Genomic DNA, 25,827 nt, shown 5'->3' with positions numbered 1-25,827 from the left:
TCAAAAAAACCTTCTATTAGCAATACTTAAAACCAATAACCAATACTAAAAAAGAAGTGGTTTTCCTTAATTTCGGGGGAATAGGAATAAATCACTTGAATAGGACCAATAAAGGATTCAAACCCATAACCAAGTGCATAACCGGAAAACTCCGGAGCCTCAAACCAATCTGCCGTTCTAAAAAGATCATCTCCCACATTGGCAAAATTTGCTGCCAACAACACATGGTTCTTGGGAACAAACTCAAAATCCAATCTGGCATAAGCCTTTACATAGCTGTTCCCCACCAAACTTAAAAAATCATATCCGTAAAAAGGGACTAAGTTGTTTACCAAATGGTTACCATATCCCCCCATTACAAAATCGAGAGAGGTAACAGGAGATATACCCCATTTAAAGCCTCCTTCCGTTTCCAGGTTGAGATAAAGGTTTCTAGCCAAGGAAAAAGCTCCACCCATCCTAGCCTTTCCTATTGAAAATTCCTTGAAATTATCGTTAAAATCCGATGAGAGTACATAAAAATGAAAGTCGCCGTCAAAGAATAGACCTTTGGTAGGGAAATAAACATCATCATAAGTATCAAAAGTAAGCTGCCCATAGGTACTGTAATAGTTACTGTTTTCAAAATAGGTTCTCTTATTTGCCGTGGTAGACGGACTAATAGTATCTAACTGCCCTAATGTCTTAGTACTATATTTCAGCAATTTATGTTCCAACCCAAGGGTAAAGGCAAACTCTTCCTCTATAACTGTTTGTAGGTACACCTGATTCGTTAGATCTGAGGAACTAAGGTTTATTTTTCTAACATTGGAACTGTTATCGACATCAAAATTGGATTTTATGAGATCGAAATTTATTTCCTTATTAAAATCGTCGAACCTGGAATTTATTCCAAAACTCCAATAAAAACCCTTGTCTACATAATATTCAAAATTGTACCTTAGGTTGTCCCCAATGACAAAATCTATGGAGGCAACATCATCATCCATTAAAACATTTTTCCTAGTCAGATTTACGATTCCAGCACTTTTGTAGAGATCATCGAAGTGAACCCCTAGACGAATAAACATTTTGTCCGGATTCTCCTTAACATTCAAAAGCAGACCCACCCCGTCCCCATTATTGAGCAATTCATATTTAATGGATCTAAAATTACCAGTAGCGGACAAATTGTTGATCCCCTGCTGTAATTTTTCAAAAGTTATATTATCATCTACGTTAAATCTTAATTTACCCTTGATATATGCCCTGGAATAATTGTAATTCCCTTGAATCATCAATTCATTGATCAACAACGTATCCTTTATTCCGGCAGCCAAGATCTTGGGCCTTTTAAGGATAGGGGCTTTGGCAATTTTCAATAATTCCCCCATATGCAATCTCGCCGCTTCCTCCCCCTTTTCTATTATGGATTTTCCCATATCAAAATCGATCACCGAGTAATCCTTGATATCAGGAGTGATATAAATATCGGTTTGGGCCGATTTCTTTTCCATATCCCTTACTGTTCTGTAATTATTGATCTGTAGTAGTATTTCCGTGGCGCTCAACAGAGATTCCCTATCGGACAGCCCGTGCTGTACATCCACACCTATTACTATATCGGCGCCCATTTTCTTTAATTCGCCTATGGGATAATTATTTACCACCCCGCCATCAATAAGTATTCTCCCATTGATCTCAACGGGTCTAAAAAGTGAGGGAAAGGTACCACTGGCCAAAATTGCCTCTGGCAAATAGCCTCTTTCCAGCAGTATTTGATCCCCCGTTTCCACATCTGTGGCAACACATAAAAAAGGGATTTGCAGTTTATTAAAATCGCTAACATCCTTAACGTGGTACAATAATCTAACGAACTCGTTGTAAATACTTTGTCCCCCCGATATGGCCTGGGGAATGGAAATTTTAAACTTGTTGAACGGAAGGGTAAGGGCATATCTTTCAGAATCTTCCTTCTCATAAAATGTTTTGGCACTTCTGGGAACATTGTCCTGAATCAATGACTCAAAATCTGTACTTTTAAAAATGGAGTCCAATTCCTTGGCGGAATATCCCGAAGCATAGAGTGCCCCAACAATGGCGCCCATACTAGTACCGGTTATATAGTCAATTTTGACCCCAGCCTCTTCAATCACCTTTAGGGCTCCAATATGTGCCAAGCCTTTGGCACCACCCCCACTCAGGACAAGCCCGACCTTTACATCCTTATTTTCCAACTGTTCCTGTGCAAGGATCAATTGCGGAAAAATTAGCAGACAATATATGAGAAGCGACTTTAGCATAAAGTTAATATAGCGGTTTAATGAAAGGTTTCATAAATTTTCTTGGCTTTGGACATTCCAACGGTTTGGGCCAAATTTTCCAAACTGGCCTCTTTGATCCTTTTTACGGATTTATAGTTTTTCAACAACTCTTCCACGGTTTTTTCCCCTATACCCTCTATACTTTCCAATTCCGAATTGATGGCCGCCTTACTTCTCTTGTTTCTGTGAAAGGTTATCCCAAATCTATGGGCTTCATTTCGCAATTGTTGAATTATTTTCAAGGATTCGGACTTTTTATCCAAATATAAAGGAATCGGATCTTCCGGAAAGTATATTTCCTCCAATCTTTTAGCTATACCTATAATAGCTATTTTACCCCTTAATTCCAGTGCATCAAGACTTTTAAGAGCAGATGACAGCTGGCCCTTACCGCCATCAATAACTATAAGTTGGGGCAATGCCTCCCCCTCCTCCAAAAGGCGCTTATAGCGCCTAAAAACAACCTCCTCCATCGAGGCAAAGTCATCGGGACCTTCAACGGTCTTAATATTGTAATGCCTATATTCCTTTTTTGAAGGTTTTCCATCCTTGAAAACCACACAGGCCGCCACAGGATTGCTTCCTTGAATGTTGGAATTATCAAAACACTCAATATGCCTTGGTTCCAGGGATAGCCGTAAATCCTTTTTCATTTGCCCCATTATTCTATTGGTATGCCTGTCCGGATCTATAATCTTTATTTGTTTAAACCTATCCTGCCTAAAGAATTTGGCATTGCGTTCCGAAAGCTCCAATATCTTTTTTTTATCCCCCAACTTGGGAACGACCACTTTTAGGTGCGGCTCCAGGGCAACCTCATAGGGAACATATATCTCGGTCGACTGGGAATTAAAGCGCTGTCTAATTTCAATGATTGCCAATTGAAGCAAATCCTCGTCCGTTTCATCCAATTTTTTCTTGATTTCCATGGTATGGGAACGTATGATGGAGCCATGGGACAATTGCAGAAAATTAACATAGGCAAAAACCTCATCAGAAATTATGGTGAAAACATCCACATTATTGATCTTGGGATTTACAATAGTGGTCTTAACCTGATAGTTTTCCAAAACATCTATCTTGTCCTTAATAAGCTGTGCCTCCTCAAACTTCATATCCTGGGCCAGTAATTTCATTCGACTTTTAAAATAGTGCAGAGAGGACTTAAAATTACCCTTGATAATTTCCCTGATCTCTTGTATTTGACGATTGTAATCTTCCTCCTGTTGATACCCTTCACAAGGACCTTTGCAATTTCCCAAATGATACTCCAAACAAACCTTATATTTCCCTGCCGATACTTTATCTTGTGCAAGATCATAGTTGCAGGTGCGCAAAGGATATACACTTTTAATCAGATCCAATAAGGTGTGAATGGTTTTCATGCTTGTATACGGACCAAAATACTCCGACCCATCCTTGATAAATTTCCTAGTAGGAAAAATTCTTGGGAACTTTTCTTTTTTAATGCAAATCCACGGATATGTCTTATCGTCCTTAAGTAAAACATTGTACCTAGGACGGTATTTTTTAATTAGATTATTCTCCAACAATAGCGCATCGGACTCGGTGGGCACCACTATATGTTTAATGCTTTTAATTTTCTTTACCAGAACACGGGTCTTTCCCTGCTCGTGAGTTTTGTTAAAATAGGAGCTGACCCTTTTTTTTAAATTCTTGGCCTTGCCCACATATAAAATTTTGTCCTCCAGATCATAGAACTGATATACCCCAGGAGTGGTAGGCAGTGAACTTAACTGTACTTCAATAGGTATTTGGGACATGTATTCAGGTAAATTTTTCTTTACCAAGGAAAATTACTGTGTTTTTGTCAAAAGACACAAAGTTTATAGTTTTTTAACTCGCTTGTTAAGATCCTTACCATGAAATCTTGTAAACCAACCATTTTACAGCTATTCACAAAAGGACAAAAAAGGACACTTCCCAGGTCTAAAATTAACATCAAATCCAATAAAATTCGATAAGTCCAAAAAAAATATCGATTAAGTGCAGCCTTGCCAAAATTTATCGTTGACGTACACTATTTTTCAAATTATTGATTTTCAGTACTTTACAAAAAACGGACAGCCAAATAGCTTTAACAAATAATTCATAATCCAAAATATTTGTTAAAAATGATGTATTTCATCGATAAAACGATACCCTTTGTGGAGGATTCTATATTTTTTTAGTTATATTTAAAAAATTAAAACATTTAACAAATGGACAACTATATAATAACCTTGGGCACATATTTAATTCTTATGCTTTTTTTCAAAATTTACTACGCAGTGGCCTCCAAGGAATAGTTCTCCTTATTAACCCCCTGCCCCCAAAAGTCTCAAGTTAACCTATGTTGAAAAAAGATTTGCGTTTGATCTACTCTAAGCGCCGTGAAAATCTTACCTCGCAATCCATCTTAGATTCAAGTTTACTGATAGCCAACCGGCTACTTCAATTACCCATTTGGGATTATTCTTTTTACCATTTATTCCTTTCCATTACGGATAAAAAGGAAGTCGATACCAGTTTTATAATGTCCATTTTACAGGGTAAAGACAAAAACATCCTTCTTCCTAAGATGTTGGATGACCTAAATCTTGTCAATTATTTACTTACCGATAGTACCCTTATTAAAAAAAATAGCTGGAACATACCTGAACCAGTCGATGGCATTGAAGTGTCTGCCAAAAAAATAGATGTTGTTTTCCTGCCGTTAATGGCCTTTGATGAAAAAGGACACAGAGTAGGTTACGGAAAGGGTTTTTATGATGTACTACTAAGCAAGTGTAGACCAGATGTTATAAAGGTTGGACTCTCCCTCTTTAAGGCGGAAGAAAAAATAGTGGATATCGATACCCACGATATACCCTTGAACTATTGCGTTACTCCTGATCGGATTTATTCGTTTTAATTTCTTCGGAACTCTCCCCAAAAGCCCTCTTATTAAAAACTATTAGTATCCCTACCCCAGTACTAATTGCGGTGTCCGCAATATTAAAAACGGGTTCGAAAAAACGAAAATTATTCCCCCCAACCACTGGTACCCAATCTGGCCAAACGGAGTCTATCATAGGAAAGTAAAGCATATCTACCACCTTTCCGTGAAACATGCTACCATAAGGTTCCGAAGAAAAAGCCGTAGCTACTTGAGAATAGCTATCATTAAAGATCATTCCATAAAAAACGGAATCCAGTATGTTACCCAATGCTCCGGCGAATATAAGGGATACAGCCAGTATTAAGGTTTTGGAAGAGTTCTTTCTTATGGTATCGTACAACCAATATCCTATCCCAACAATGGCAAACAATCGAAATATGGTGAGTATCAGTTTCCCTGCTACATCCGATATTGGCAGTAAGTCACTTAGCTTAGTTCCCCAAGCGGCACCTTCGTTTTCTATAAATAAAATCTTGAACCAACTAAAGACATCTACAGACTCGCCCAAAACAAAGTTTGTCTTAATATATACTTTGCTTATCTGGTCTATAGCAAGAATTGCTATTATGATTATTAGGGATTTCTTTAAACTCATTATTTAAAAAATAGATTCGGCAAAAATAAACATATTATTCGGTTTTCCTTATGCTGATATTTCCTGTTACCGAATTCAAGGTAAAATGATCATCTCCCCAGGCCAACACTTCCCTTTTAATTTTGCCATATTTAGTAGTGGCGTTTATTTGACCACTTGTTGTAATTAACCCAATATTTCCGCTTTGGGTATTGATACCCACATTTCCTCCCCTACCATTTAAGGTGCAATTGCCATCGGACAAACTAATTTTTAGGTTGGCATAATCCCCTGCAGCACCAACATTGGTACTGGTACCGTATACGGTAACATTTAGGTTCTGGGGAATTGATATTTTTAAGGAAATGGAAACAACCTTGTGAGCACTTAATTTATCGTTGGGGAAAACAAAATTGGGTTGAAAACCAGCACTGACCAGAACCCTTGTTCCCTCTTGTTTTACATTTAACAATAAATCTTGCAAATACTCGCCATCTATTGATGCCGCTACTGTTATCCTAGGAATTTCCACAGTCTCCAGAGATAGGGAAAAACAATTTTTGCCATCGATCTGAATATAGGAGGTATTGGGATTGTCAATGGTTTTGACGACCATTTTTTGAGCCTGTAAAACACAACTGCCCATTAGGAATATAACAACTACAACTAGTCTCATTTAATAAAAAAACGCCTTAAAAGGCGTTTTCAAATTTTAGGATTGCATATTCTTTGCTTCAATACTCAGCGTTGCATGCGGCACTAGCTTAAGTCGTTCTTTACTGATCAGCTTCCCCGTAACTCTGCAAATGCCATAGGTTTTATTCTCAATGCGCAACAAAGCGTTCTTTAAATCCCTAATAAATTTCTCCTGACGAATGGCCAATTGGGTATTTGCTTCCTTGCTCATTGTTTCTGAGCCTTCTTCAAAAGCCTTAAACGTTGGCGATGTATCATCCGTTCCGTTGTTGCCATCATTCATATACGAACTCTTTAAAAGTTCCAAGTGACTTTTTGCTTTTTCAATTTTTTCCTCGATCAGGACTTTAAACTCGTTTAAATCCTTATCCGCATACCTTACTTTTAATTCTTCGGCCATAATCTTAGTGTTTTACTATAAACAATCTAGTATTAACTTCGTCAAAAGCTATTTCAATTCCCATGTCCAAGCTCTCTTCAAAATTAAGTTCTGCTGCCAAGGTCTCGGTTTTAATATATGCAATATTACTTTCTACCGCCTCCTGGACAAATCCATTTTTCAATAATTTAATATCTATTTTATCTGTCACTTCAAAACCGGATTCTTTTCTCAGGTTCTGAATTCTATTGACTAGTTCCCTAGCAATACCTTCCTTTCTAAGGTCCTCATTAATAGAAATATCCAAGGCCACCGTTATTGGACCTGAACTTGCTACCAACCAACCCTCTATATCTTGGGAGGAAATTTCTACATCTTGTAACTGTAAATTAATACTTTTATTATCAAAATGCAGTAAAATTTCGCCTTCCTGTTCAATTTTCTGGATATCATTTTGATTTAACTGCGCTACAGCACTGGCAATCAACTTCATATCCTTCCCGAACTTTGGCCCTAAAGTTTTAAAGTTTGGCTTTATCTGCTTCACCAAGATGCCTGAAGCGTCATCCAGCAATTCTATCTCCTTTACGTTCACTTCAGATTTAATTAAACCGGCCACAGCTTCAATTTCCGACCTTTGCTTATTATCCAATACCGGAATCATTATCTTTTGCAAAGGCTGGCGAACTTTAATCTTCTCCTTTTGACGAATGGACAGAACTAGGGATGAAATGGTCTGGGCCTTTGCCATTTTACTTTCCAATTCCTTATTCACCAACGACACATCGTATTTTGGGAAATCGGCCAAATGTACACTTTCAAAAGGCTCTCTCTGTGTTGTAATTGTTAAATCTTTGTACAGTCTATCCATATAAAATGGTGCTACCGGGGCCGAAAGCTTTGCAACCGTGGTTAAACACGTATACAGCGTTTGGTATGCCGATATCTTATCCTTTTGATAATCTCCCTTCCAAAAACGCCTTCTACTTAAACGCACATACCAATTGCTTAGATTCTCCTGTACATAGTCCGATATGGCCCTTGTTGCCTTGGTGGGTTCGTAATCTTCATAGGCCTGATCCACTGTTTTGATCAAGGAATGTAATTCCGACAAAATCCATTGGTCTATTTCCGGTCTTTCATTTAAAGGAATATCCTCTTCCGAATAATCAAAACCGTCTATGTTGGTATACAGGGCAAAGAATGAGTAGGTGTTGTACAAAGTGCCAAAAAACTTTCGTTTTACCTCAGCGATACCTTCTACATCAAACTTTAAATTATCCCAGGGATTTGCATTGGATATCATGTACCACCGGGTGGCATCCGCGCCAAATTCATCCATGGTCTCAAAAGGATCTGCGGCATTGCCTAGACGCTTGGACATTTTCTTACCCTCCTTGTCCAACACCAAACCATTGGAAACAACATTTTTATAAGCCACCGAATCGAATACCATAGTTGCTATGGCGTGCAAAGTATAAAACCAGCCGCGGGTCTGATCAACTCCCTCAGCTATAAAATCTGCCGGGAAGGTTTTTCCTTCATCTATCAAATCCTTATTCTCAAAAGGGTAGTGCCATTGGGCGTATGGCATGGAACCACTATCGAACCAAACATCTATAAGATCGCTCTCACGCTTCATTGGTTTTCCAGAGGCAGACACCAGAATTATTTGATCCACAATATTTTTATGCAGATCTATTTTGTCATAATTGTCCTCACTCATATCTCCAACAACGAAGTCTGAAAAGATATCCTCTCCCAACATACCTGCTGCCACCGCCTTTTTCATTTCTTCCTTGAGTTCAGCAACAGAACCTATCATTAACTCTTCCTTGCCATCCTCAGTACGCCATATTGGCAACGGAATTCCCCAATAACGGGAACGGGATAGATTCCAATCATTGGCATTGGCCAACCAATTTCCAAATCTTCCTTCCCCTGTTGCCTTTGGTTTCCAATTGATAGATTGGTTTAATTGAAACATCCTATCTTTTACATCCGTAACCTTAATAAACCATGAATCCAATGGATAATAGAGAATAGGTTTATCCGTACGCCAACAGTTGGGATAGCTGTGAACATATTTTTCCACCTTAAAGGCCCTGTTTTCTTCCTTTAATTTTATCGCAATTTCAACATCTACAGACCGCTCTGGAGCTTCCCCATCCACATAGTATTCGTTCTTTACGTACTTGCCGGCATACTCTCCCATTTCAGGTCTAAATCTTCCCTGCAGGTCCACCAAGGGAACTGGATTGTTATTTTCATCCAAAACCAACATGGGCGGTACTTCCGGTTCCGCCAATTTTGCAACCATGGCATCATCTGCACCAAAAGTTGGTGCTGTATGTACAATACCCGTACCGTCTTCCGTAGTAACGAAATCCCCGGCAATTACCCTAAAGGCATTTTCGGGATTCTGATAGGGCAGCACATAATTCAAAAGTTGTTCATATTTAGCCCCTACTAGGTCCTGTCCTTTTGCTTCGGCAATAATTTGATAAGGTATTTTTTTGTCCTTGGATGTATATTTTTCAAAATCGGCATCGCTTTCCGCTACATAAAACTTACTACCAAATTGTTTTCCCACTAAAGATTTGGCCAAAACAACATGCATAGGCTCAAAGGTGTATTGGTTGAAGGTTTTCACAACAACATAATCAATCTTAGGCCCTACTGTCAATGCCGTATTGGATGGCAAGGTCCATGGAGTGGTCGTCCATGCCAGAAAGAATACATCACCACTTAATTCCTCCAAATTCTGTGGCAAGGTTGCTTTAATTGCCTTAAACTGTGCCACTACAGTAGTATCCGTTACATCTTGGTAAGTGCCCGGCTGATTTAGCTCATGCGAACTTAATCCGGTTCCTGCCTTTGGGGAATAGGGTTGAATGGTATACCCTTTGTATATCAATCCCTTATCATAAATCTGTTTAAGCAACCACCATACAGATTCTATATATTTGGACTTGTAGGTTATATAAGGATCCTCCATATCTACCCAATACCCCACTTTTTCGGTCATGGAGTTCCAAACATCGGTATAACGCATTACAGCCTTTTTACAGGCCGCATTGTATTCCTCCACCGATATTTTGGCACCTATGTCTTCCTTTGTAATTCCGAGTTCCTTTTCAACGCCCAATTCAATGGGGAGTCCGTGGGTATCCCAACCTGCTTTACGTTTAACCTGAAAACCTTTCATGGTCTTATATCGAGGAAATATATCCTTGATGGTACGGGCCATTACGTGGTGAATACCAGGCAATCCATTGGCCGAAGGTGGTCCTTCGTAGAAAACAAAACTATCCTTGCCCTCCCTACTTGTTACACTTTTCTCAAAAACATTGTTCTCTTTCCAATAGTGTAATACCTCCTCAGCAACTTTCGGTAAATCTAAACCCTTGTATTCTGCAAACTTCATAATAACAGCTTCTAATGCTACATTTTAAGTTTGCAAAAGTAATGATTTTTAGTGTAAAAATATTCCGTTAAAAGCAAAAAGCCCCTTTAAAAAGGAGCTTTTTAGAAATTTTACAACTAGATGAAATTATTTTGTTCCGGTTACGGTAACATTTGCACTTATTTGGATGGCCGAGCTTACGCTAATAGCTCCCAAATTAAGCCCTGTGGTCGACTCCACATTCAACAAAGCGTTGAAAGAGAAACCACTACCTTCATTTTCCTTGTAGGAGGCAAAAATTAATTCGTACTCCCCTTCTTCCAAGAAATCCAGACTGTAAGAACCATTAAGGCCTTTTACTTCAGCACTGGTTACCGCATTCGCAAATGTTACTCCACTCTCTCCTTTTCCCTTAGTTTCAACATCCGCATCGAAAGTGCCTTTTTCATATGCATAAACAATAATCTTGTCGGAGGTATTATTGCCATCGTTAACGGTTCCAGAAATTTTGCCGGTCAACTCGGCATTAACTGTTCTGATGCCCGCGGCAAGCTCGCTCATGGTCACAAAATTAAAGTCGCTGGACAAACCGTCCTGCTCTTCTTTAATAGTTTTTCTAAGATCGAAATCCACTACAATCTTATTGGTCGCATTTGCAAGCACCTCGAACTTGTCATTTATCGTGATCTTGTTGGAAGCGGCAACCAAAGCATCTTTTTCCCCGTTGGCCTTTTCCACGTAACACCCAGGGGCATCGCCATTAATATCCTTATCAAAATCCATTTCAAAAACGATACTCGAATAAGATTTTGCCTGAAGGTCCAAATTCCCCAATGCGGCGGTTTTTCCATTGACCAAGGCTGCCAAATTTACTGTTGTTGCACTAAACCCTTCCAAAGACTTTCCGTCAACGGAAACATTGGCAATAGTAACAAAAACGGCCTCTACTTCGGCATTATCTATTGGTGCATCCGTAACTTCAAAAGATGTATTATACGATTCCCCCTCCATAACAGAATCATCATCTTTATTACACGACATCATCCCTACTAAAGCTATAAAAGCCAATCCTGAAATCTTTAAATAATTCTTCATAATAATTTAGTTTTAAACATTTGCCTTTATAACAATCAAAGCCATTATAACCCTACCCGAAAAATTTTCGATATCTTTAGATCACCATCTAGACTACTGATTCCCAGAATTATAATCGATTAATTTTCCTACATTTTTTTTCACGTTTTAAGCAACAGAAATTAGAACAGTCATTCATTTTGCCATTTATGCTTGTCACTAAGCGCTACTTTTCCGTTAGGGCCCAAATAGTCTAAAACACCCATTTTTTCGTATATATCGGTATTAAAAGCTATTTAAACTCTAAAACTAAAAACATGAAAAAAGTAATTTTAAGCGCTATTTTGATGCTTGCCCTGAGTATTTCATTTGTATCATGTAGAGAAACAAAGGATAAGGCCAAGGATGCCATGGAAGAAACAAATGAAGCTTTGAAAGAGGTTGGCGAGGACATGAAAAAAGTTGGCGAAGAAGCCAAAGACGCAGCAAAAGAAATGGGAGATGAAATGAAAGAAGCCGGTAATAAGGCAATGGATAAAGCCGGTGAAGCTGCCAAGATAACTAAGGAAGCTGCCAAAGAAGTTGGCCAAGATGTAAAGGATGCTGCCACCAAAGCGGCAGAAAAGGCCAAGGCCACCGCCAAGGATGTAAAAGAAAAAGTAGAGGAATAGCTATGGCTATTTTCCTTTAAAATTTAAGCTCGGTATTCATAACCGGGCTTTTTTGTCTAAAAGGTATAGGCAACCCCTAAAATTAAATTTACTCCAGGGGCAACAATACCCGAAGAATAGGAACGATACCTTTGATCGGTGATATTTTCTAGGTTCATGTTAACCATTAAGGCACGGGAGAGTTGATATTGGGATCTGAAGTTTAATATATACCAAGACGGGGAATAGGGATTTCCTTCTGCGTCCAAGGCGTAAATATAGTCTTTGGTTTTTTCGGACATGGACATATCGCTATAGCTGATCTCGCCATTAAAGTTGATGAATAAATCTGCTTTCAGTTTATTATTCCTCCAAATTGTGTGAAAATCCCCAAAAGTTGGTGCCACATGTCTCCCTGGAGTGTCGGTACCATCCTCTTCTTCCTCAATACCTTCGGTAAGGGTAAGGTTAGCATTTATCGATAGGCTTTCCGTAACAAACGCATCCAATCCAAATTCAAAACCGTACACATAAGCCTTTGCTGCATTCTGTATGGCCTGGACCTTACTTAGCTCCCCATTATACTCCACTTCATTACTCCCATTAAATTGAAAATCCCTTCTGACCAGGGCATCTACCAAATAAGTATAAAAGGAGGCCCCCTTGAGCATTAATTTATCATTGAAATTCTTTTGGATGCCGACCTCTATATTGTAAGCATATTCCGGTTCCAAATCTGGATTGGGCACAACTACGGAACCCGGTTCGGAATCAAATATCTTGCCAACATCATCTATATTGGGGGCTCTAAATCCAGTAGATCCATTAAAGGTCAGCTGTAAATCCGCCTTTGGAAACCAACTGAACCCCAAGCTTCCTGTTAAGGCACCTGTACTTAGATCGGCGTCAGTAAAGGGAAAAGAATAGAAAGTTTGGTCAAAAACGGCATCGATCCAAACATGGCTATATCGCAGCCCGGACATAAAGGTAAAGTTGGGCTTGGCCCTTAGTTCTCCACTAATGTAGCCCGCGAGCGTTTGCCAAGTGGAATCGTCAGGATACCTCGATGCGGAAGGGGATGAAGCCGAGGACTGTATATTAAACTCCTTTCCACTGGAGCCGATTCTATTAAATACATATTCCCCGCCATAATATAACCTAAGATTCCCAATACGCTTGTTTTCAAAATCGATGTTCGCAGATATGGCATCTACATTCTCCTCAGTACTATATCTAATGGGGTCTTGAAAGCCTCTATCGTTTCTACTTTCCACAAAATTTTGGTAGGCCGTAGTTATTTTTAGTCCGTCATAAAACTTTCCCTTACCATTTTTATTAAACTGAAGGTTTCCCATAAACCACTTCTGCGGTCCGTAAAACCATTCAGCCGACCTAAGGCCCTGTCCGTCACTGGAAGGCCTAATTAACCTGTCATATCTAGAGTAATCCGAGGTTTCGGAATAATAAGTGCTCAAATTAATATTCCAGCTATTATTCGGCTTGAAAACCACTTTTTGCATTAAATTAATTTGATCGTATCCAGAAGGCAGCTGTTTTTCAGGACTTTCATTTTCCAAGAGCCTATCCTGCCCGTTTTCCGTGACAACATAACTATTTCTTAGATAGGATGCCGGGCCATTTGACCCCATTTTTAGATCGTCAAAATCGCTGTAAGTTACACTACTTAAAAACGCCCATTTCTTTTTGCCTAGATTGAAATCGACATGAAAAGTGTTCTCGTTATTGGCAGTGGAGTACCTATAGTTCCCTTTACCATAAAAATTTAAACTATCCGTTTTGGAGAATTGCGGGTTGTTGGTATAAAAATTCATAACCCCACCAATGGCATCGGAACCATAGATTACCGATCCGGGCCCAAATATTATTTCCGTGCTTTTTACGGAAAAGGGGTCTATTGAAATTACATTCTGTATGTTACCACCCCTAAATATTGCATTATTCATACGTACTCCATCTACGGAAAGTAATAATCTATTTGTTGCAAAGCCCCTTATCATGGGACTCCCCCCTCCAAGTTGACTTTTCTGCACAAATACTTTTCCACTATTTTGAAGGAGATCGGCGGAGGTCTGGGACGCCGTAAAGTCAATAGTTTTAGCGTTTATTACCGCTATTTTCTGAGGTATATCTTTTTTCTGTTGCTCCCATTTGGAGATAGACATAACCACTTCCTCCAACTCTTCGGCATTTAATGCCAAATAGAGCTTTCCTTTTCTTAGTACATTGGCCTTAGTACTTCTAAAATTTTGATAGCCAATATGCGTAAAAGTAATGCGCTCGCCCTGATCAAATTTTGAAAGGTCGCATTTACCGTCAAAATTGGAAAGGGCCGTTCTGGATTTATCGGAATTATAGACAATTACATTGGGAATCGGCTGATGGTCTTCCTCATCCAAAATAACAATTTCCTGCCCCATTAAACCCTTAAATATTAGAAGGACAACTATGAAAACTATCTTTTGCATATCAGCTAAAAACTTCATTTAACACGGCCAATGACTTTGGTTTTCTAAATCCCTGCAAATGTAATTCATAATAAAGGACAAGATTTTTCAAGAGCTCCTGACGGTTCCTTTTGTTAAGTTTAATAGAATGTATTGCATCAAAATTTATGCCCAAGAGCTCTTTAAAGTGTTTTAAATTGTCCCCCTCCATAATCGGGTTTAATGATGGCGAAGTAATAAACTCCCCTTCCAGAAGGTCAAAATACATAAGATCCATATTTTTGGTGTCCGGGTAAAAACCGAAATATTTGGTCAAAGACAGTAAAAAATAAAGGTGAAAATTTGAAAATTCATCATGGGTATCCAACCACTGCAAAGCCGCTTCGATAAAGTTGAATAGACTTTCATTGGACTCCTCCTCGTGGATACTATTGCTCAACATTTCAGCCAAAAAAAATGTTAGGGCATTCTTGGCAATATCCGTGTGCAACGACTGATAATGATAACTAACCTTGGCTTCGGTAATGCTTTCCAAGGTTCCCTTGTTCTTATGCGAGGCAATCAGATCCAATTGCAGCAAAGGTTGAAAATAGGCCGTTTTTAACTTCCCTTTTTTTGAGGCAAGAATTCCTCTCAACAGATACGATTTTATACCATCCGAAAAAGTAAATATCCGAACAATTAAACTAGTATCGCCGTATTTAATAGACGTTAAAACAATTCCCTTAGTGGCAACCTGCATTATAAATATATCTGGGAACAAAGATAGTACAAAGAGACCCTTAAGGTTATGAAAACCTCAAGGGTCTCGAAAATTGCTTCGAATAGAATTATAAATAGCGACAAACGGCTCGACTTAATTTAGAAGAATCAAACCTTAAATTACTCCCTGCGCCAACATGGCGTCGGCAACTTTTACGAACCCGGCAATATTTGCTCCTTTAACATAGTTGCAATAGCCATCATCGTCTATTCCGTATTCTATACAGGAATCATGAATATCTTTCATTATTTTTTTAAGTCGCTCGTCCACTTCTTCCCTAGTCCAACTTATACGTAATGAATTTTGGGACATCTCCAAACCTGAGGTCGCCACCCCACCGGCATTGGACGCCTTTCCTGGGGCAAAGAGTATTTTAGACTCGTGAAAGGCATGTATGGCTTCTGGGGTCGATGGCATATTGGCTCCTTCGGCCACGCAGATACATCCATTTTTTAGCAATGTTTTGGCATCTTCCCCATCCAACTCATTTTGGGTTGCACAAGGCAAAGCTATTTCACATGGAACCTCCCATGGTGTTTTTCCTTTATGGAATTCCGCTGATTTATACTTGTTCAGATAATCGGAAATTCTTCCGCGATTCTTGTTTTTAATTTCCATAACAAAGGCCAATTTTTCCTCATCAATGCCTTCCTTATCGTAAACATAACCTCCGGAATCCGAAAGTGTGACTACCTTACCACCCAATTGAAGCACTTTTTCGGCGGCGTATTGGGCTACGTTTCCAGATCCGGAAATTACCACGGTCTTACCTTTAACATCCTCCTTCTTGGATTGCAACATATTTTGGGCAAAATAGACCGTACCATATCCTGTTGCTTCTGGCCGTATTTTAGACCCGCCCCAGGAAAGACCCTTTCCGGTTAAGACCCCGGTAAACTCATTTCTAATCTTTTTATACATTCCGAACAGGAATCCTATTTCCCTTGCACCAACACCTATATCACCGGCCGGAACGTCCGTATTAGGCCCAATATGCCTACAAAGTTCTGTCATAAATGCATGGCAAAAACGCATTACTTCGTCATCCGATTTGCCTTTTGGATCAAAATCGGACCCCCCTTTACCACCACCCATAGGCAGGGTAGTCAAGCTATTTTTAAAAACTTGTTCAAAGGCCAAGAATTTTAAAACGCTTGCGTTTACGGTAGGATGAAACCTAAGCCCTCCTTTATATGGGCCAATGGCAGAATTCATTTGAATCCTATACCCTCTATTTACATGAATTTCACCGTCGTCATCCACCCAGGAAACCCTAAAGGAAATTAACCTTTCCGGCTCTACCATCCTTAATAAAATATTCTTACCATTATAAATTTCATTATTACTAATGTAGGGAATAACCGTTTCTGCAACTTCCTGCACTGCTTGTATGAATTCCGGCTCGTGGCTATTACGCCCTTTAACCTCGTCCATAAAAGCTTTTATTTTGTCTTCCATAAAATTTAATTAATTGCTAATTGTTGATAAATATTGAGTTTGAGGGCAAAATTATAGTATTTCTATAATTTAAACCCTACTTTTTTCAAAATTTGATAAAATATTTATTCCAACGCTTGTCCCAAGTCATCTATTAAATCATCCTTATCCTCTATGCCCACGCTAAGTCTGATAAGAGCGTCGACCACACCACTTTTTTCCCTCTCAGGCTTAGGAATACTGGCATGGGTCATACTGGCCGGATGTCCTGCCAAACTCTCTACCCCGCCCAACGATTCGGCCAGTGTAAAAATTTGTAGTTTTTCAACAATCTTTATGGCTTCTTGGTAATTACCCCCCTTTGGAATAAAGGAAATCATTCCGCCAAAATCTTTCATCTGACGTTTCGCCACTTCATGATTTGGGTGATTTTGGAATCCTGGCCAATACACTTTTTCAATTTTGGGATGATTCGCCAGATATTCCGCCACTGCCCTTCCATTTTCACAGTGTCTCTGCATCCTAACATGCAAGGTTTTTATTCCCCTAAGCACCAAAAAACTGTCCATAGGTCCACACACGGCACCGCTTGCATTTTGAATAAAATACAGTTGGTCCGCCAGTTCCTTATCCTTAACCACGAGTGCTCCCAGAACTACATCACTATGTCCGCCAAGATATTTGGTGGCGGAGTGCATTACCATGTCCGCCCCTAATTCCAAAGGAAGTTGAAGATAAGGCGTTGCAAAAGTATTGTCTACGGCGAGTAGGATTTTATGTTTTTTGGCCAGTTGGGAAACCGACTTAATATCAATGATATTCATCATTGGATTAGTAGGGGTCTCTACCCAAATAAGTTTGGTTTTTGCACTAATGTGTTTCCCAATCTCCCCAGTATCCTGCATCCCAACAAAATGGAAAACGATACCGAACTTTTCAAAAATTTTTTTGAAAATCCGATAACTACCACCATAAAGATCACTGGTGGAAATAACCTCATCCCCAGGATTCAATAATTTCATAACCGCATCAATAGCCGCCAATCCACTACCAAAAGCCAGACCATAATTCCCGTTTTCAATACTGGCCAATGAATTTTCCAGTGCCGTCCTTGTTGGATTGGCACTTCTGGAATACTCGTATCCTTTATGACCGCCCGGTGTACTTTGAGCGTAGGTTGAAGTCTGATAAATAGGGGGCATAACCGCGCCATAGGCTGCATCGGGAACCTGTCCGCCATGAATTGTCCTGCTATTGAATTTCAATTGTTTTTTACCCATATCTAAATTTCTATACACAAATGTACCTTTATCTTTTTGGGAATACAATGATATTGTAGCTTTGCATCTTTCCAATACAATTGCTTTTATGAGGATTAGATTCGCCTATTTATTGATCGTTTTATTTTTATGGAGTTGTGAAAAGGATAATCGGCTCACTTTTGAACCGCTTGAATTTATATCAGAAAACTGCAGCCATTGCCCAAAGGTCACTATCCACATACCCAAAGCTTTGGATGACAAGCCCATAAGCAGCGTCATAAACAATTCGGTACGGGAAGAGGTAATATCCTTGCTCATTTATGATGATGAAATAGAAGCTAGCACTATAGAGGAGGCCATCCTATCCTTTAAGAATGGATATTTGGAACTAAAAGAAATGTATCCCGATGAGCCAGTAGGCTGGGAGGCCAATATTGACGGCAAAGTAACCTATGAGGATAAAAACATACTGACCATCCAGGTCAATGCCTATTCCTATACAGGTGGGGCGCACGGTTTTTCCTCTACTAGATTTTTAAATTTTGATAAGGCAAAAGGGTTGGAAATGGAAACCATGGAATTATTTAAAGACCCCTTGGAATTTCAAAAATTTGCGGAGGGCAAATTTAGAAATCAAGAAAAAATTCCAGCTGCAGGCTCAATAAATGCCACTGGCTTTATGTTTGAAGACGATGAATTTTACCTTCCCCAAAATATTGGATTTACCCAAGAAGGCCTACAATTGTTCTACGAACAGTATGAGGTGGCCTCCTATGCGGATGGCCCTATTATTTTAACGTTGAACTATAAGGAATTAGAGCACTATTTAAAATTTAAGAAGGAACCATAAATACGTAGCTTAGGATATAGCTTTCTGCAGTGACAATATGGCCCCAAGATGAAGACCTTCATGAAATACATTGAACAATATGGCATCCTCCACCGATCTTAAGGTGACATTGGCGCTGGTAGTATATTCATTGTAGTTCTTAAAAATCCCTTTTTCATAATCCTGCTGGGTGGCCTCCATGGTGGAAAATAGAAGCCGCTTTACAAGCTCTAATTCTTCGTCTGTAGCCGTCCCATCAGGCACAGTTCCTTTTTTATACTTTTCTACCAATGAATCATTCACCCGCATGGTTTGTCCACTCAATTTGTACACCAAGAGTTGTTGGGTTACCACAACATGGGCAATATTCCACCAAATATTGTTACGGAAGCCATCGGGAATTTGCAGAAGAGCCTCTTTAGGCGTCTCCTTTAGATATTTGTACAATATTTTTCTATTCTGAAGGGTGATATCAAATGCTTTTTCCAAAATCCAGTAGTTATTTATGACTATTTTTTACAATTGCTGCTAAAAATAGTACAATTCAATGTAATTGGGTTTCTTTGTACGGCAATAATTATTTAACGGAATAGCTTTACAAAAATAAACCCTTGAGGAATTACATTATCTTTTCCTCTAGCATTGAATCATTGGCTCAATTAAAAAAGGATAGAAATGACCACTGAAAAAAATGAAAAAATGAAAAAAATATTTCACCTGAGTACTTGTGATACCTGCCAAAGGATTTTAAAAGAATTGAAGCCACCCAGCAATTTTATACTTCAAGATATAAAAAACGAGGCTATTACACCGGACCAACTGGAAAGCATGGCCCAATTATCAGGGAGTTACGAAAGCTTGTTCAGCAAGCGGGCGCGACTCTATAAAGAGCGAAATTTAAAGGAACAAAAATTATCCGAAGAAGACTACAAGGCCCTTATCCTTGAGCACTATACTTTTTTAAAACGCCCGGTTATCATTATAGACAACGATATTTTTATAGGTAATAGCAAGGCTGTTGTGGCTGAAGCCAAAGCAAGAATAAATTCGTGAGTAGACGAACCCTTGCTATCTTGGCCGCCTTGGGGGCGACCACCATTTATGGGATAAACCACACCATTGCCAAGGGGGTGATGCCTACCTACGTAAAACCATTTGGATTTATTTTCCTACGACTTTTCGGAGCAACCCTGTTATTTTGGGGCATTTCTTTTTTAGGTCCCAAAGAAAAACTGGAACGGAGGGATTGGGGCAGATTACTCGTTTGCGCCTTTTTTGGAATGGGTATTAATATGCTATCGTTCTTTAAGGGATTGGACCTTTCCACCCCTATCAATAGTGCCGTGCTTATTACGATTACCCCAATCCTTGTAGTGATATTATCTGCACTATTTATTAAGGAAAAAATTACCCTTCAGCGGGGCATTGGTGTTTTTATGGGCTTGATAGGAGCCTTGGCATTAATTCTATTTGGTGCTGAAATTAGACAGGATGCTACCAATATACCTTTGGGCAACATGCTTTTTATTGTTAATGCCACTTCCTACGGGCTGTACCTTATTTTAGTAAAGAAATTACTGGAAAAATACCACCCTTTCACCCTTATGAAATGGATGTTTGGAATTGGCTTCACCATAACACTGCCCATAACATATACAGAATTTACAGAGATACAATGGAGCCATCTCCCTGTAGAAGCCCTTGGAGCCATTGCATTTGTAATCATTGGGACTACCTTTTTGACCTATTTGTTCAATGTTTTTGCCCTGACCCAATTAAAGGCTTCAACAGTTGGTGTTTTTATGTACCTACAACCATTGATAGGCATCATATTTGCCATTGTAACGGGCAAGGATCATCTTACTTTGGTCAAGTTTTTGGCAATAGTCTTGGTGCTGATAGGCGTATATCTGGTAAGCAAAAAAGTTAGACCAGGTCCTTAGGCCTTACCGAAAACTTCCGGGTATCCTCTTTGGTAAGCACCTTGAATCCGTCTCCCTTTGGCACCTTGTTAAAAGCCCCAAGAAACTCATGACCCAAACCGGTAAGGGTTCTTGCTTTTAAATCTATCCATGCACCCATAATCTGGCAATGGGCAAAATTCTTTCCGTTGCCATCGTAAAAATTATGGTGAAATTCAAAGAACATACCGTCCTCACTAAGTCCCACCAACTCCAAGGAAACCTTTACAGGTTTCCCTAAAAACGCTTCCTTAAAATAATAGACATGCTCATGGAATACCACGGGGCCAATATTGTTCTGTGACATCGTCTTTTGGTTAAAGCCAATTTCCAACAAGAAAGACATCCTTGTGTGGCTCATAAAATTTAAATAGGCCGAATTGGCCATATGGCGATTGGCATCTACATCGCTCCATCGAATTTCGAATTCTTTTATATACATCGTTTTTTTAGTACTTTTGAAATTATTATGCATGCATAATAATTTCAAAAGTACCATTTTTTGTAAGTAAATAAATATTTTAATTGCCAATTATAGGGAATCCACGAATTTCTTTATCTTAAAAAAATCCAAATGAGCAAAAAAGCCGCTTTCATAAAAGACCTAACACTACCTGCGGTAGCAGCACCTATGTTTCTGATATCTGGCCCGCAATTGGTCATTGAATGTTGTAAAAACGGGATAGTCGGAACCTTTCCTGCGCTAAATCAGCGCACTACGGAAGGTTTTGAGGAATGGTTGTTAGAAATTAAAACCGAATTAAGGAAATATGAAGAGGAAACTGGAAAGAAAGCAGCTCCTTATGGTGTGAATCTTATTGTTCACCCTACCAATCCACGTTTGGAAGCCGATTTAAAAGTTTGTATAAAACATAAAGTTCCCCTGATCATTACCTCTTTGGGCGCTGTGGCCCAAGTCGTTGATGCCATACATAGTTATGGTGGCCTTGTATTTCATGATATCATAAAAAAAAGACACGCGGAAAAAGCTGCCGATGCCGGGGTAGATGGATTAATTCTGGTTGCCGCTGGGGCAGGCGGACATGCTGGGACTATTAATCCTATGTCCTTAATTGCAGAGGTAAAGAAATTCTACGATAAGACCATACTACTTTCCGGCTGCATTAGCACGGGCAGGGATATAGCCTCGGCCTTACAAATGGGCGCAGATTTGGCCTATATGGGCACTCGATTTATAAATACCAAAGAAAGTAAAGCAACTGAGGAATATCGAAAAATGATTATAAACGCCGGGGCGAGCGATGTAGTCTACACTGCGGCCATATCCGGCGTACACGCCAACTTTTTGGGAGCCAGCTTAGAGGCTGCAGGAATTACGGAAGAAGATTTAAAAAAAGACAGGAAGATAGATTTCGGAAAGGAATTGAATACGGAAGCTAAAGCGTGGAAAACCATTTGGTCTGCCGGACAGGGAGTTACGACCATTGACAATGTAGCATCCGTAGCAGAATTGGTAACAAACCTAAAATCTGAATTCAAGTCAGCTATTGAAGAACAGATCAAGATCCTGGAAATATATCCTAAATAATTATTTTTACAGCATTATTCGTTCTTTCCTTCTGTTTATTTAAATTAAAGGCTATTCCTTATTTTTTAACTGAGTCTGTATAAATGCAGCGTTCCCAATCCAAATTAAGGAATGCAGTTTTTACATATAAATTTGTTGATCTTAATTTTTGGGGAAGCTAATTTGCCCTAAAATTCATACCCATCTTAGGTATAATTTCTTAATAAAGTCCCATACACGCTATAGATTCCTGATAAAAAGAACGCCTAAAGCACCCCAATAAAACATTACGTTAATTTATGTTAAAAAATATCAATACATTAATATAATGTGATTTTTGTTAAGTATAAATGAAATTTAACATTGTAATTTTATTAAAACCCTTTTCTTGTAAAAATATATTACTATATTCGTTAACGTTAACGAACAAAAACTTAATATTTAACGTTTAACTAACTCTTCAAAACTCTAATTATGAAAAAACAAATGAATGAAGCAATTCATGCTCGACGGGGTGTTCCTGTTTGGAAGAAAATCTTTCTGCAGCTATCCTTGCTGGCGTGTTTAGGTGTGTTCAGCACCTCTTATGCAATTGCGGACTCCGACCTGTCCGTTCAACAACAGGTCAGTGGTACCGTAACCGATGATTCGGGCGTACCTTTGCCTGGTGCAAGTATTGTGGTTAAAGGAACGACCGTTGGTACGGTAGCCGACTTTGATGGCAATTATACCATTAATGTTGCTTCCAATGGCGTATTGGTATTCAGTTATGTGGGCTTTACGCCCAAAGAAATCGCCGTAAACGGCAAAACCACCCTTAACGCTTCCTTGGAAATTGATTCCAGCTTATTGGATGAAGTGGTAGTTGTGGGTTATGGTACCCAAAAGAAGGGCGAGGTTACAGCGGCAATTGCCTCTGTGGATGCCGAACAATTGGGCATTGTCCAAACCTCGAGCAGTATTGATGCCGTTAAAGGGCAAATTTCCGGGGTAGACATTCAGGCTTCGGGAGGAAGACCAGGACAAACCTCAACTGTGCGGATTAGGGGTAGAAGATCTATAACCGCCTCCAATGACCCGCTATATGTGGTAGATGGAATTCCATTAATTGATGGTTCCGAATCAATGTCGGATATCAACCCCCAAGATATTGCTTCTATGCAAATTCTAAAGGATGCCGCGGCTACAGCCGTTTATGGGTCTAGAGGGGCGAACGGTGTTATACTAGTTTCTACCAACCGTGGAAAAGTAGGTAAGACACAGGTTCGTTACAGTAGCCAGATTGGACTTACCTCGGCCGCCCGACTGGTAGACATGATGAACGGGCAAGAGTACGCGGAAATGAAAAGGGAAGCTAGACGTTCATCCTGGAACGGTACCATCCCTGCAGATGTAGACGTGTTTTTTGATCCAGTAGAACTAAAGTCCATCGAAGAAGGAAGATCAACAGATTGGATTGATTTGGTAGTAGGCAATGGTTATCAGACCAATCACCAATTAGGAGTGAGCGGAGGATCAGAAAATACCACTTTCAACTCTTCAATTGGTTATTTTAAAGAGCAAGGTATTATAAGTAACCAAGATTATGAGCGATTTTCCGGTAGGATCAATATCGATCACAGAATCAATGATATATTTAAAGTTGGAGCATCATTTTTAATTTCAAATTCTGTTCAGAATTGGGGTTCCAACGCCACTATGGGTGAAGCCTTGGCCATAAATCCTTTGGGAGTTCCCTATGATGATGAGGGCAATCTATTATTCTTGCCCACCAATGATGGGATACGAACCAACCCCTTGAACGAACTTGTGGATGGCGCCTACATTGATGAAAGAAAGTTTACACGTATTTTTGCGCCCATCTTTTTAAATATAGATATTGCAGAAGGATTAAATTGGACCACCACTTTTGGCCCTGATATTCGTCTTGGAAGACGTGGACAATTTAGGGGTAGTTTAACCAATGACAACAGAGGTGGCCCAGGAGATGCTTCAATTACGCATTTTGACACTTTTGGATATACCTTGGAAAATTTATTGACCTTCGATAAGGCGATTACAGACAGTCATAATTTGAAAGTAACCTTATTGCAGAGTACTCAAAATTCGCGATCAGAATTTTCTATTGCATCCGTGACAGGTATACCTTATGAGTCACAATCTTTTTATAATTTAGGATCTGCAGATAACAGTATTGTAGATTCCTCCTTATCGGAATGGACTTTGAACTCCTTCATGGGGAGAATTAATTATGATATTGACGGTAAATATTTATTCCAAGCCTCTTTAAGAGCTGATGGCTCTTCAAGACTGGCGGAAGGCAACAAATGGAACTACTTCCCTGGCGTTTCCGCTGGATGGAGAATATCACAAGAGGACTTTATGGCAGAATCGGCCATCTCCGAGTTAAAACTTAGGGCTTCTTATGGGGAGGTTGGTAACACTTCCGTTGCTCCCTATCAAACTGCCGGAAGGCTGCAAGGCACTGCCTATGCCTTTGGAGAGGAATCCGCACTTGGTTTTGCACTTTCGGAAATACCCAATGCAGCTTTGGGCTGGGAAGTATCAAAAACCTTGGATATAGGTGTTGATTACGGCCTCTTTAATGGACGCATCAATGGCGCGATAGATTGGTTTAGAACAAATACAGTGGACATCCTATTAGACAGAAGTTTACCATTTACCTCAGGTTACAATAGTATTTTACAGAATATTGGTGCCACACGTACCCAAGGTTTGGAATTTGCGGTAAGTGCCGGTATCTTGGACAATCCAAATGGATTCTCCTGGAAAATGGATTTTAACGTAGCCGGTTATAAAGAAGAAATTGTTGAATTGGCCTTAAAGGATGAAAATGGAAATCCGGTAGATGACATTGGGAACAATTGGTTTATAGGGCAACCGATCAGAGTTTGGTACGACTATGAGAAAATAGGCATTTATCAAGCAGACGAAGAGGCTTTGGCCAATTCCCAAGAGCAAAAAGTACCCGGGGAAATCCGACTTAATGATTTAGATGGCGATGGACTTATCACGCCTGATGATCGTAAAATTTTAGGCACAGATACCCCTGATTTTTACGGAGGTTTTAACAATAAGTTCTCTTATAAAGGATTGGAACTGGGCGTTTTCTTCTATTTCCGTCAAGGTCAAACAATACGATCGGACTTTCATGCCAGTAACAATTCCTTGTTTGCCCGTTATAACAATTTGGATGTGGATTATTGGACAATAGACAATCCTACCAACGCCAATCCAAGACCCAACGAGAATCAGGAAAGCCCAAGAAACGGGTCTACACTTAGGTATTTTGATTCTAGTTTTATCAAACTTCGTAACGTGTCATTAGGGTACAACCTCCCAAATTCAATTACGGAGAAACTAGGGATGCAAGAACTAAAAATAACACTTTCGGGACAGAATCTTTTGATCATTACAGATTACGAAACCTTTGATCCAGAAGTTTCCGAAGATGCTGTTTCGGCAGGTAGCGGGATAGTACCTAGTAACAAAATGTATTCCTTATCCTTAAGCGCCAAGTTTTAATGTCTAGCATAAA

General features: G+C 39.4%; 20 protein-coding genes. 7 read left to right on the top strand and 13 right to left on the bottom strand.

Annotation, left to right across the window (positions count from 1 at the left end; genetic code table 11):
* Positions 1 to 26: 26 nt before the first annotated feature.
* Both MWU84_RS01865 and uvrC read right to left on the bottom strand, forming a co-directional pair.
* Positions 27 to 2,282, bottom strand: coding sequence for a patatin-like phospholipase family protein (locus MWU84_RS01865; RefSeq protein WP_246897576.1), 2,256 nt, complete (start codon positions 2,280 to 2,282; stop codon positions 27 to 29).
* A 17-nt stretch (positions 2,283 to 2,299) separates the two neighbouring features.
* Positions 2,300 to 4,087, bottom strand: a complete 1,788-nt coding sequence (uvrC, locus tag MWU84_RS01860; protein ID WP_246897573.1) for an excinuclease ABC subunit UvrC — start codon at positions 4,085 to 4,087, stop codon at positions 2,300 to 2,302.
* Positions 4,088 to 4,656: 569 nt separating this feature from the next.
* Between uvrC and MWU84_RS01855 the strand changes: the two genes are divergently transcribed.
* Entirely contained in the window at positions 4,657 to 5,217 is a 561-nt protein-coding gene (locus MWU84_RS01855) for a 5-formyltetrahydrofolate cyclo-ligase (protein ID WP_246897571.1), read from the top strand.
* Here the strand turns inward: MWU84_RS01855 and MWU84_RS01850 are convergent.
* The 5 genes from MWU84_RS01850 to MWU84_RS01830 form a co-directional block, all read right to left on the bottom strand.
* A complete protein-coding gene (locus MWU84_RS01850; RefSeq protein WP_246897569.1) occupies positions 5,189 to 5,839 on the bottom strand; it encodes a lipoprotein signal peptidase in 651 nt (216 codons plus the stop codon). The genes MWU84_RS01855 and MWU84_RS01850 overlap by 29 nt on opposite strands.
* A 34-nt stretch (positions 5,840 to 5,873) precedes the next feature.
* Complete coding sequence (locus MWU84_RS01845) at positions 5,874 to 6,494, bottom strand: hypothetical protein (protein ID WP_246897566.1); 621 nt, start codon at positions 6,492 to 6,494, stop codon at positions 5,874 to 5,876.
* 36 nt (positions 6,495 to 6,530) lie between these two features.
* Positions 6,531 to 6,914 carry a TraR/DksA C4-type zinc finger protein gene (locus MWU84_RS01840; RefSeq protein WP_031445713.1) on the bottom strand — a complete coding sequence of 128 codons (384 nt, stop codon included), beginning with the start codon at positions 6,912 to 6,914 and terminating at the stop codon, positions 6,531 to 6,533.
* Positions 6,915 to 6,918: 4 nt separating this feature from the next.
* The gene (gene ileS, locus MWU84_RS01835) at positions 6,919 to 10,320 is read right to left on the bottom strand and encodes an isoleucine--tRNA ligase (RefSeq protein WP_246897564.1); all 3,402 of its coding nucleotides are present in this window, start codon (positions 10,318 to 10,320) and stop codon (positions 6,919 to 6,921) included.
* A 126-nt stretch (positions 10,321 to 10,446) separates the two neighbouring features.
* Positions 10,447 to 11,394, bottom strand: a complete 948-nt coding sequence (locus tag MWU84_RS01830) for a DUF4382 domain-containing protein (protein ID WP_246897562.1) — start codon at positions 11,392 to 11,394, stop codon at positions 10,447 to 10,449.
* Between the two features lie 296 nt (positions 11,395 to 11,690).
* Between MWU84_RS01830 and MWU84_RS01825 the strand changes: the two genes are divergently transcribed.
* Positions 11,691 to 12,044 (top strand): hypothetical protein, encoded by a 354-nt coding sequence (locus tag MWU84_RS01825; RefSeq protein WP_246897560.1) that lies wholly within the window; start codon positions 11,691 to 11,693, stop codon positions 12,042 to 12,044.
* Between the two features lie 56 nt (positions 12,045 to 12,100).
* On the opposite strand, the gene MWU84_RS01820 is transcribed toward MWU84_RS01825, so the two are convergent.
* The 4 genes from MWU84_RS01820 to MWU84_RS01805 all read right to left on the bottom strand — a co-directional run bounded on the left by MWU84_RS01820 (position 12,101) and on the right by MWU84_RS01805 (position 17,968).
* Positions 12,101 to 14,509 carry a TonB-dependent receptor gene (locus MWU84_RS01820; RefSeq protein ID WP_246897558.1) on the bottom strand — a complete coding sequence of 803 codons (2,409 nt, stop codon included), beginning with the start codon at positions 14,507 to 14,509 and terminating at the stop codon, positions 12,101 to 12,103.
* Position 14,510: 1 nt separating this feature from the next.
* The gene (gene recO, locus MWU84_RS01815; RefSeq protein WP_246897555.1) at positions 14,511 to 15,230 is read right to left on the bottom strand and encodes a DNA repair protein RecO; all 720 of its coding nucleotides are present in this window, start codon (positions 15,228 to 15,230) and stop codon (positions 14,511 to 14,513) included.
* 135 nt (positions 15,231 to 15,365) lie between these two features.
* Positions 15,366 to 16,709: an NADP-specific glutamate dehydrogenase gene (gdhA, locus tag MWU84_RS01810; protein WP_246897552.1), complete on the bottom strand. Its 1,344-nt coding sequence runs from the start codon at positions 16,707 to 16,709 to the stop codon at positions 15,366 to 15,368.
* Positions 16,710 to 16,813: 104 nt separating this feature from the next.
* On the bottom strand, positions 16,814 to 17,968 hold the full coding sequence (locus MWU84_RS01805; RefSeq protein ID WP_246897549.1) for a cystathionine gamma-synthase: 1,155 nt from the start codon (positions 17,966 to 17,968) through the stop codon (positions 16,814 to 16,816).
* 88 nt (positions 17,969 to 18,056) lie between these two features.
* Between MWU84_RS01805 and MWU84_RS01800 the strand changes: the two genes are divergently transcribed.
* Positions 18,057 to 18,800 (top strand): DUF3298 and DUF4163 domain-containing protein, encoded by a 744-nt coding sequence (locus MWU84_RS01800; RefSeq protein WP_246897546.1) that lies wholly within the window; start codon positions 18,057 to 18,059, stop codon positions 18,798 to 18,800.
* 9 nt (positions 18,801 to 18,809) lie between these two features.
* On the opposite strand, the gene MWU84_RS01795 is transcribed toward MWU84_RS01800, so the two are convergent.
* On the bottom strand, positions 18,810 to 19,268 hold the full coding sequence (locus MWU84_RS01795; RefSeq protein WP_246897543.1) for a DinB family protein: 459 nt from the start codon (positions 19,266 to 19,268) through the stop codon (positions 18,810 to 18,812).
* A 210-nt stretch (positions 19,269 to 19,478) separates the two neighbouring features.
* On the opposite strand from MWU84_RS01795, the gene MWU84_RS01790 reads away from it, so the two are divergent.
* On the top strand, positions 19,479 to 19,832 hold the full coding sequence (locus tag MWU84_RS01790; protein WP_246897541.1) for an ArsC/Spx/MgsR family protein: 354 nt from the start codon (positions 19,479 to 19,481) through the stop codon (positions 19,830 to 19,832).
* On the top strand, positions 19,829 to 20,722 hold the full coding sequence (locus tag MWU84_RS01785) for a DMT family transporter (protein ID WP_246897539.1): 894 nt from the start codon (positions 19,829 to 19,831) through the stop codon (positions 20,720 to 20,722). Before MWU84_RS01790 ends, MWU84_RS01785 begins: the two co-directional genes overlap by 4 nt.
* Here MWU84_RS01785 and MWU84_RS01780 read toward each other — a convergent pair.
* Entirely contained in the window at positions 20,706 to 21,182 is a 477-nt protein-coding gene (locus MWU84_RS01780; protein WP_246897537.1) for an acyl-CoA thioesterase, read from the bottom strand. The genes MWU84_RS01785 and MWU84_RS01780 overlap by 17 nt on opposite strands.
* Positions 21,183 to 21,314: 132 nt before the next feature.
* Between MWU84_RS01780 and MWU84_RS01775 the strand changes: the two genes are divergently transcribed.
* Together MWU84_RS01775 and MWU84_RS01770 are read left to right on the top strand one after the other, a co-directional pair.
* On the top strand, positions 21,315 to 22,289 hold the full coding sequence (locus tag MWU84_RS01775; protein WP_246897535.1) for a nitronate monooxygenase: 975 nt from the start codon (positions 21,315 to 21,317) through the stop codon (positions 22,287 to 22,289).
* A gap of 453 nt (positions 22,290 to 22,742) precedes the next feature.
* Complete coding sequence (locus tag MWU84_RS01770; protein WP_246897533.1) at positions 22,743 to 25,814, top strand: TonB-dependent receptor; 3,072 nt, start codon at positions 22,743 to 22,745, stop codon at positions 25,812 to 25,814.
* Positions 25,815 to 25,827 lie beyond the last annotated feature (13 nt).

This window comes from Arenibacter sp. F20364, from assembly GCF_023015905.1.
In the GTDB taxonomy this organism is placed as follows: domain Bacteria; phylum Bacteroidota; class Bacteroidia; order Flavobacteriales; family Flavobacteriaceae; genus Arenibacter.
Note: the sequence above shows the minus strand (reverse complement) of the source record. Positions and strands in the feature narration are given on the sequence as shown.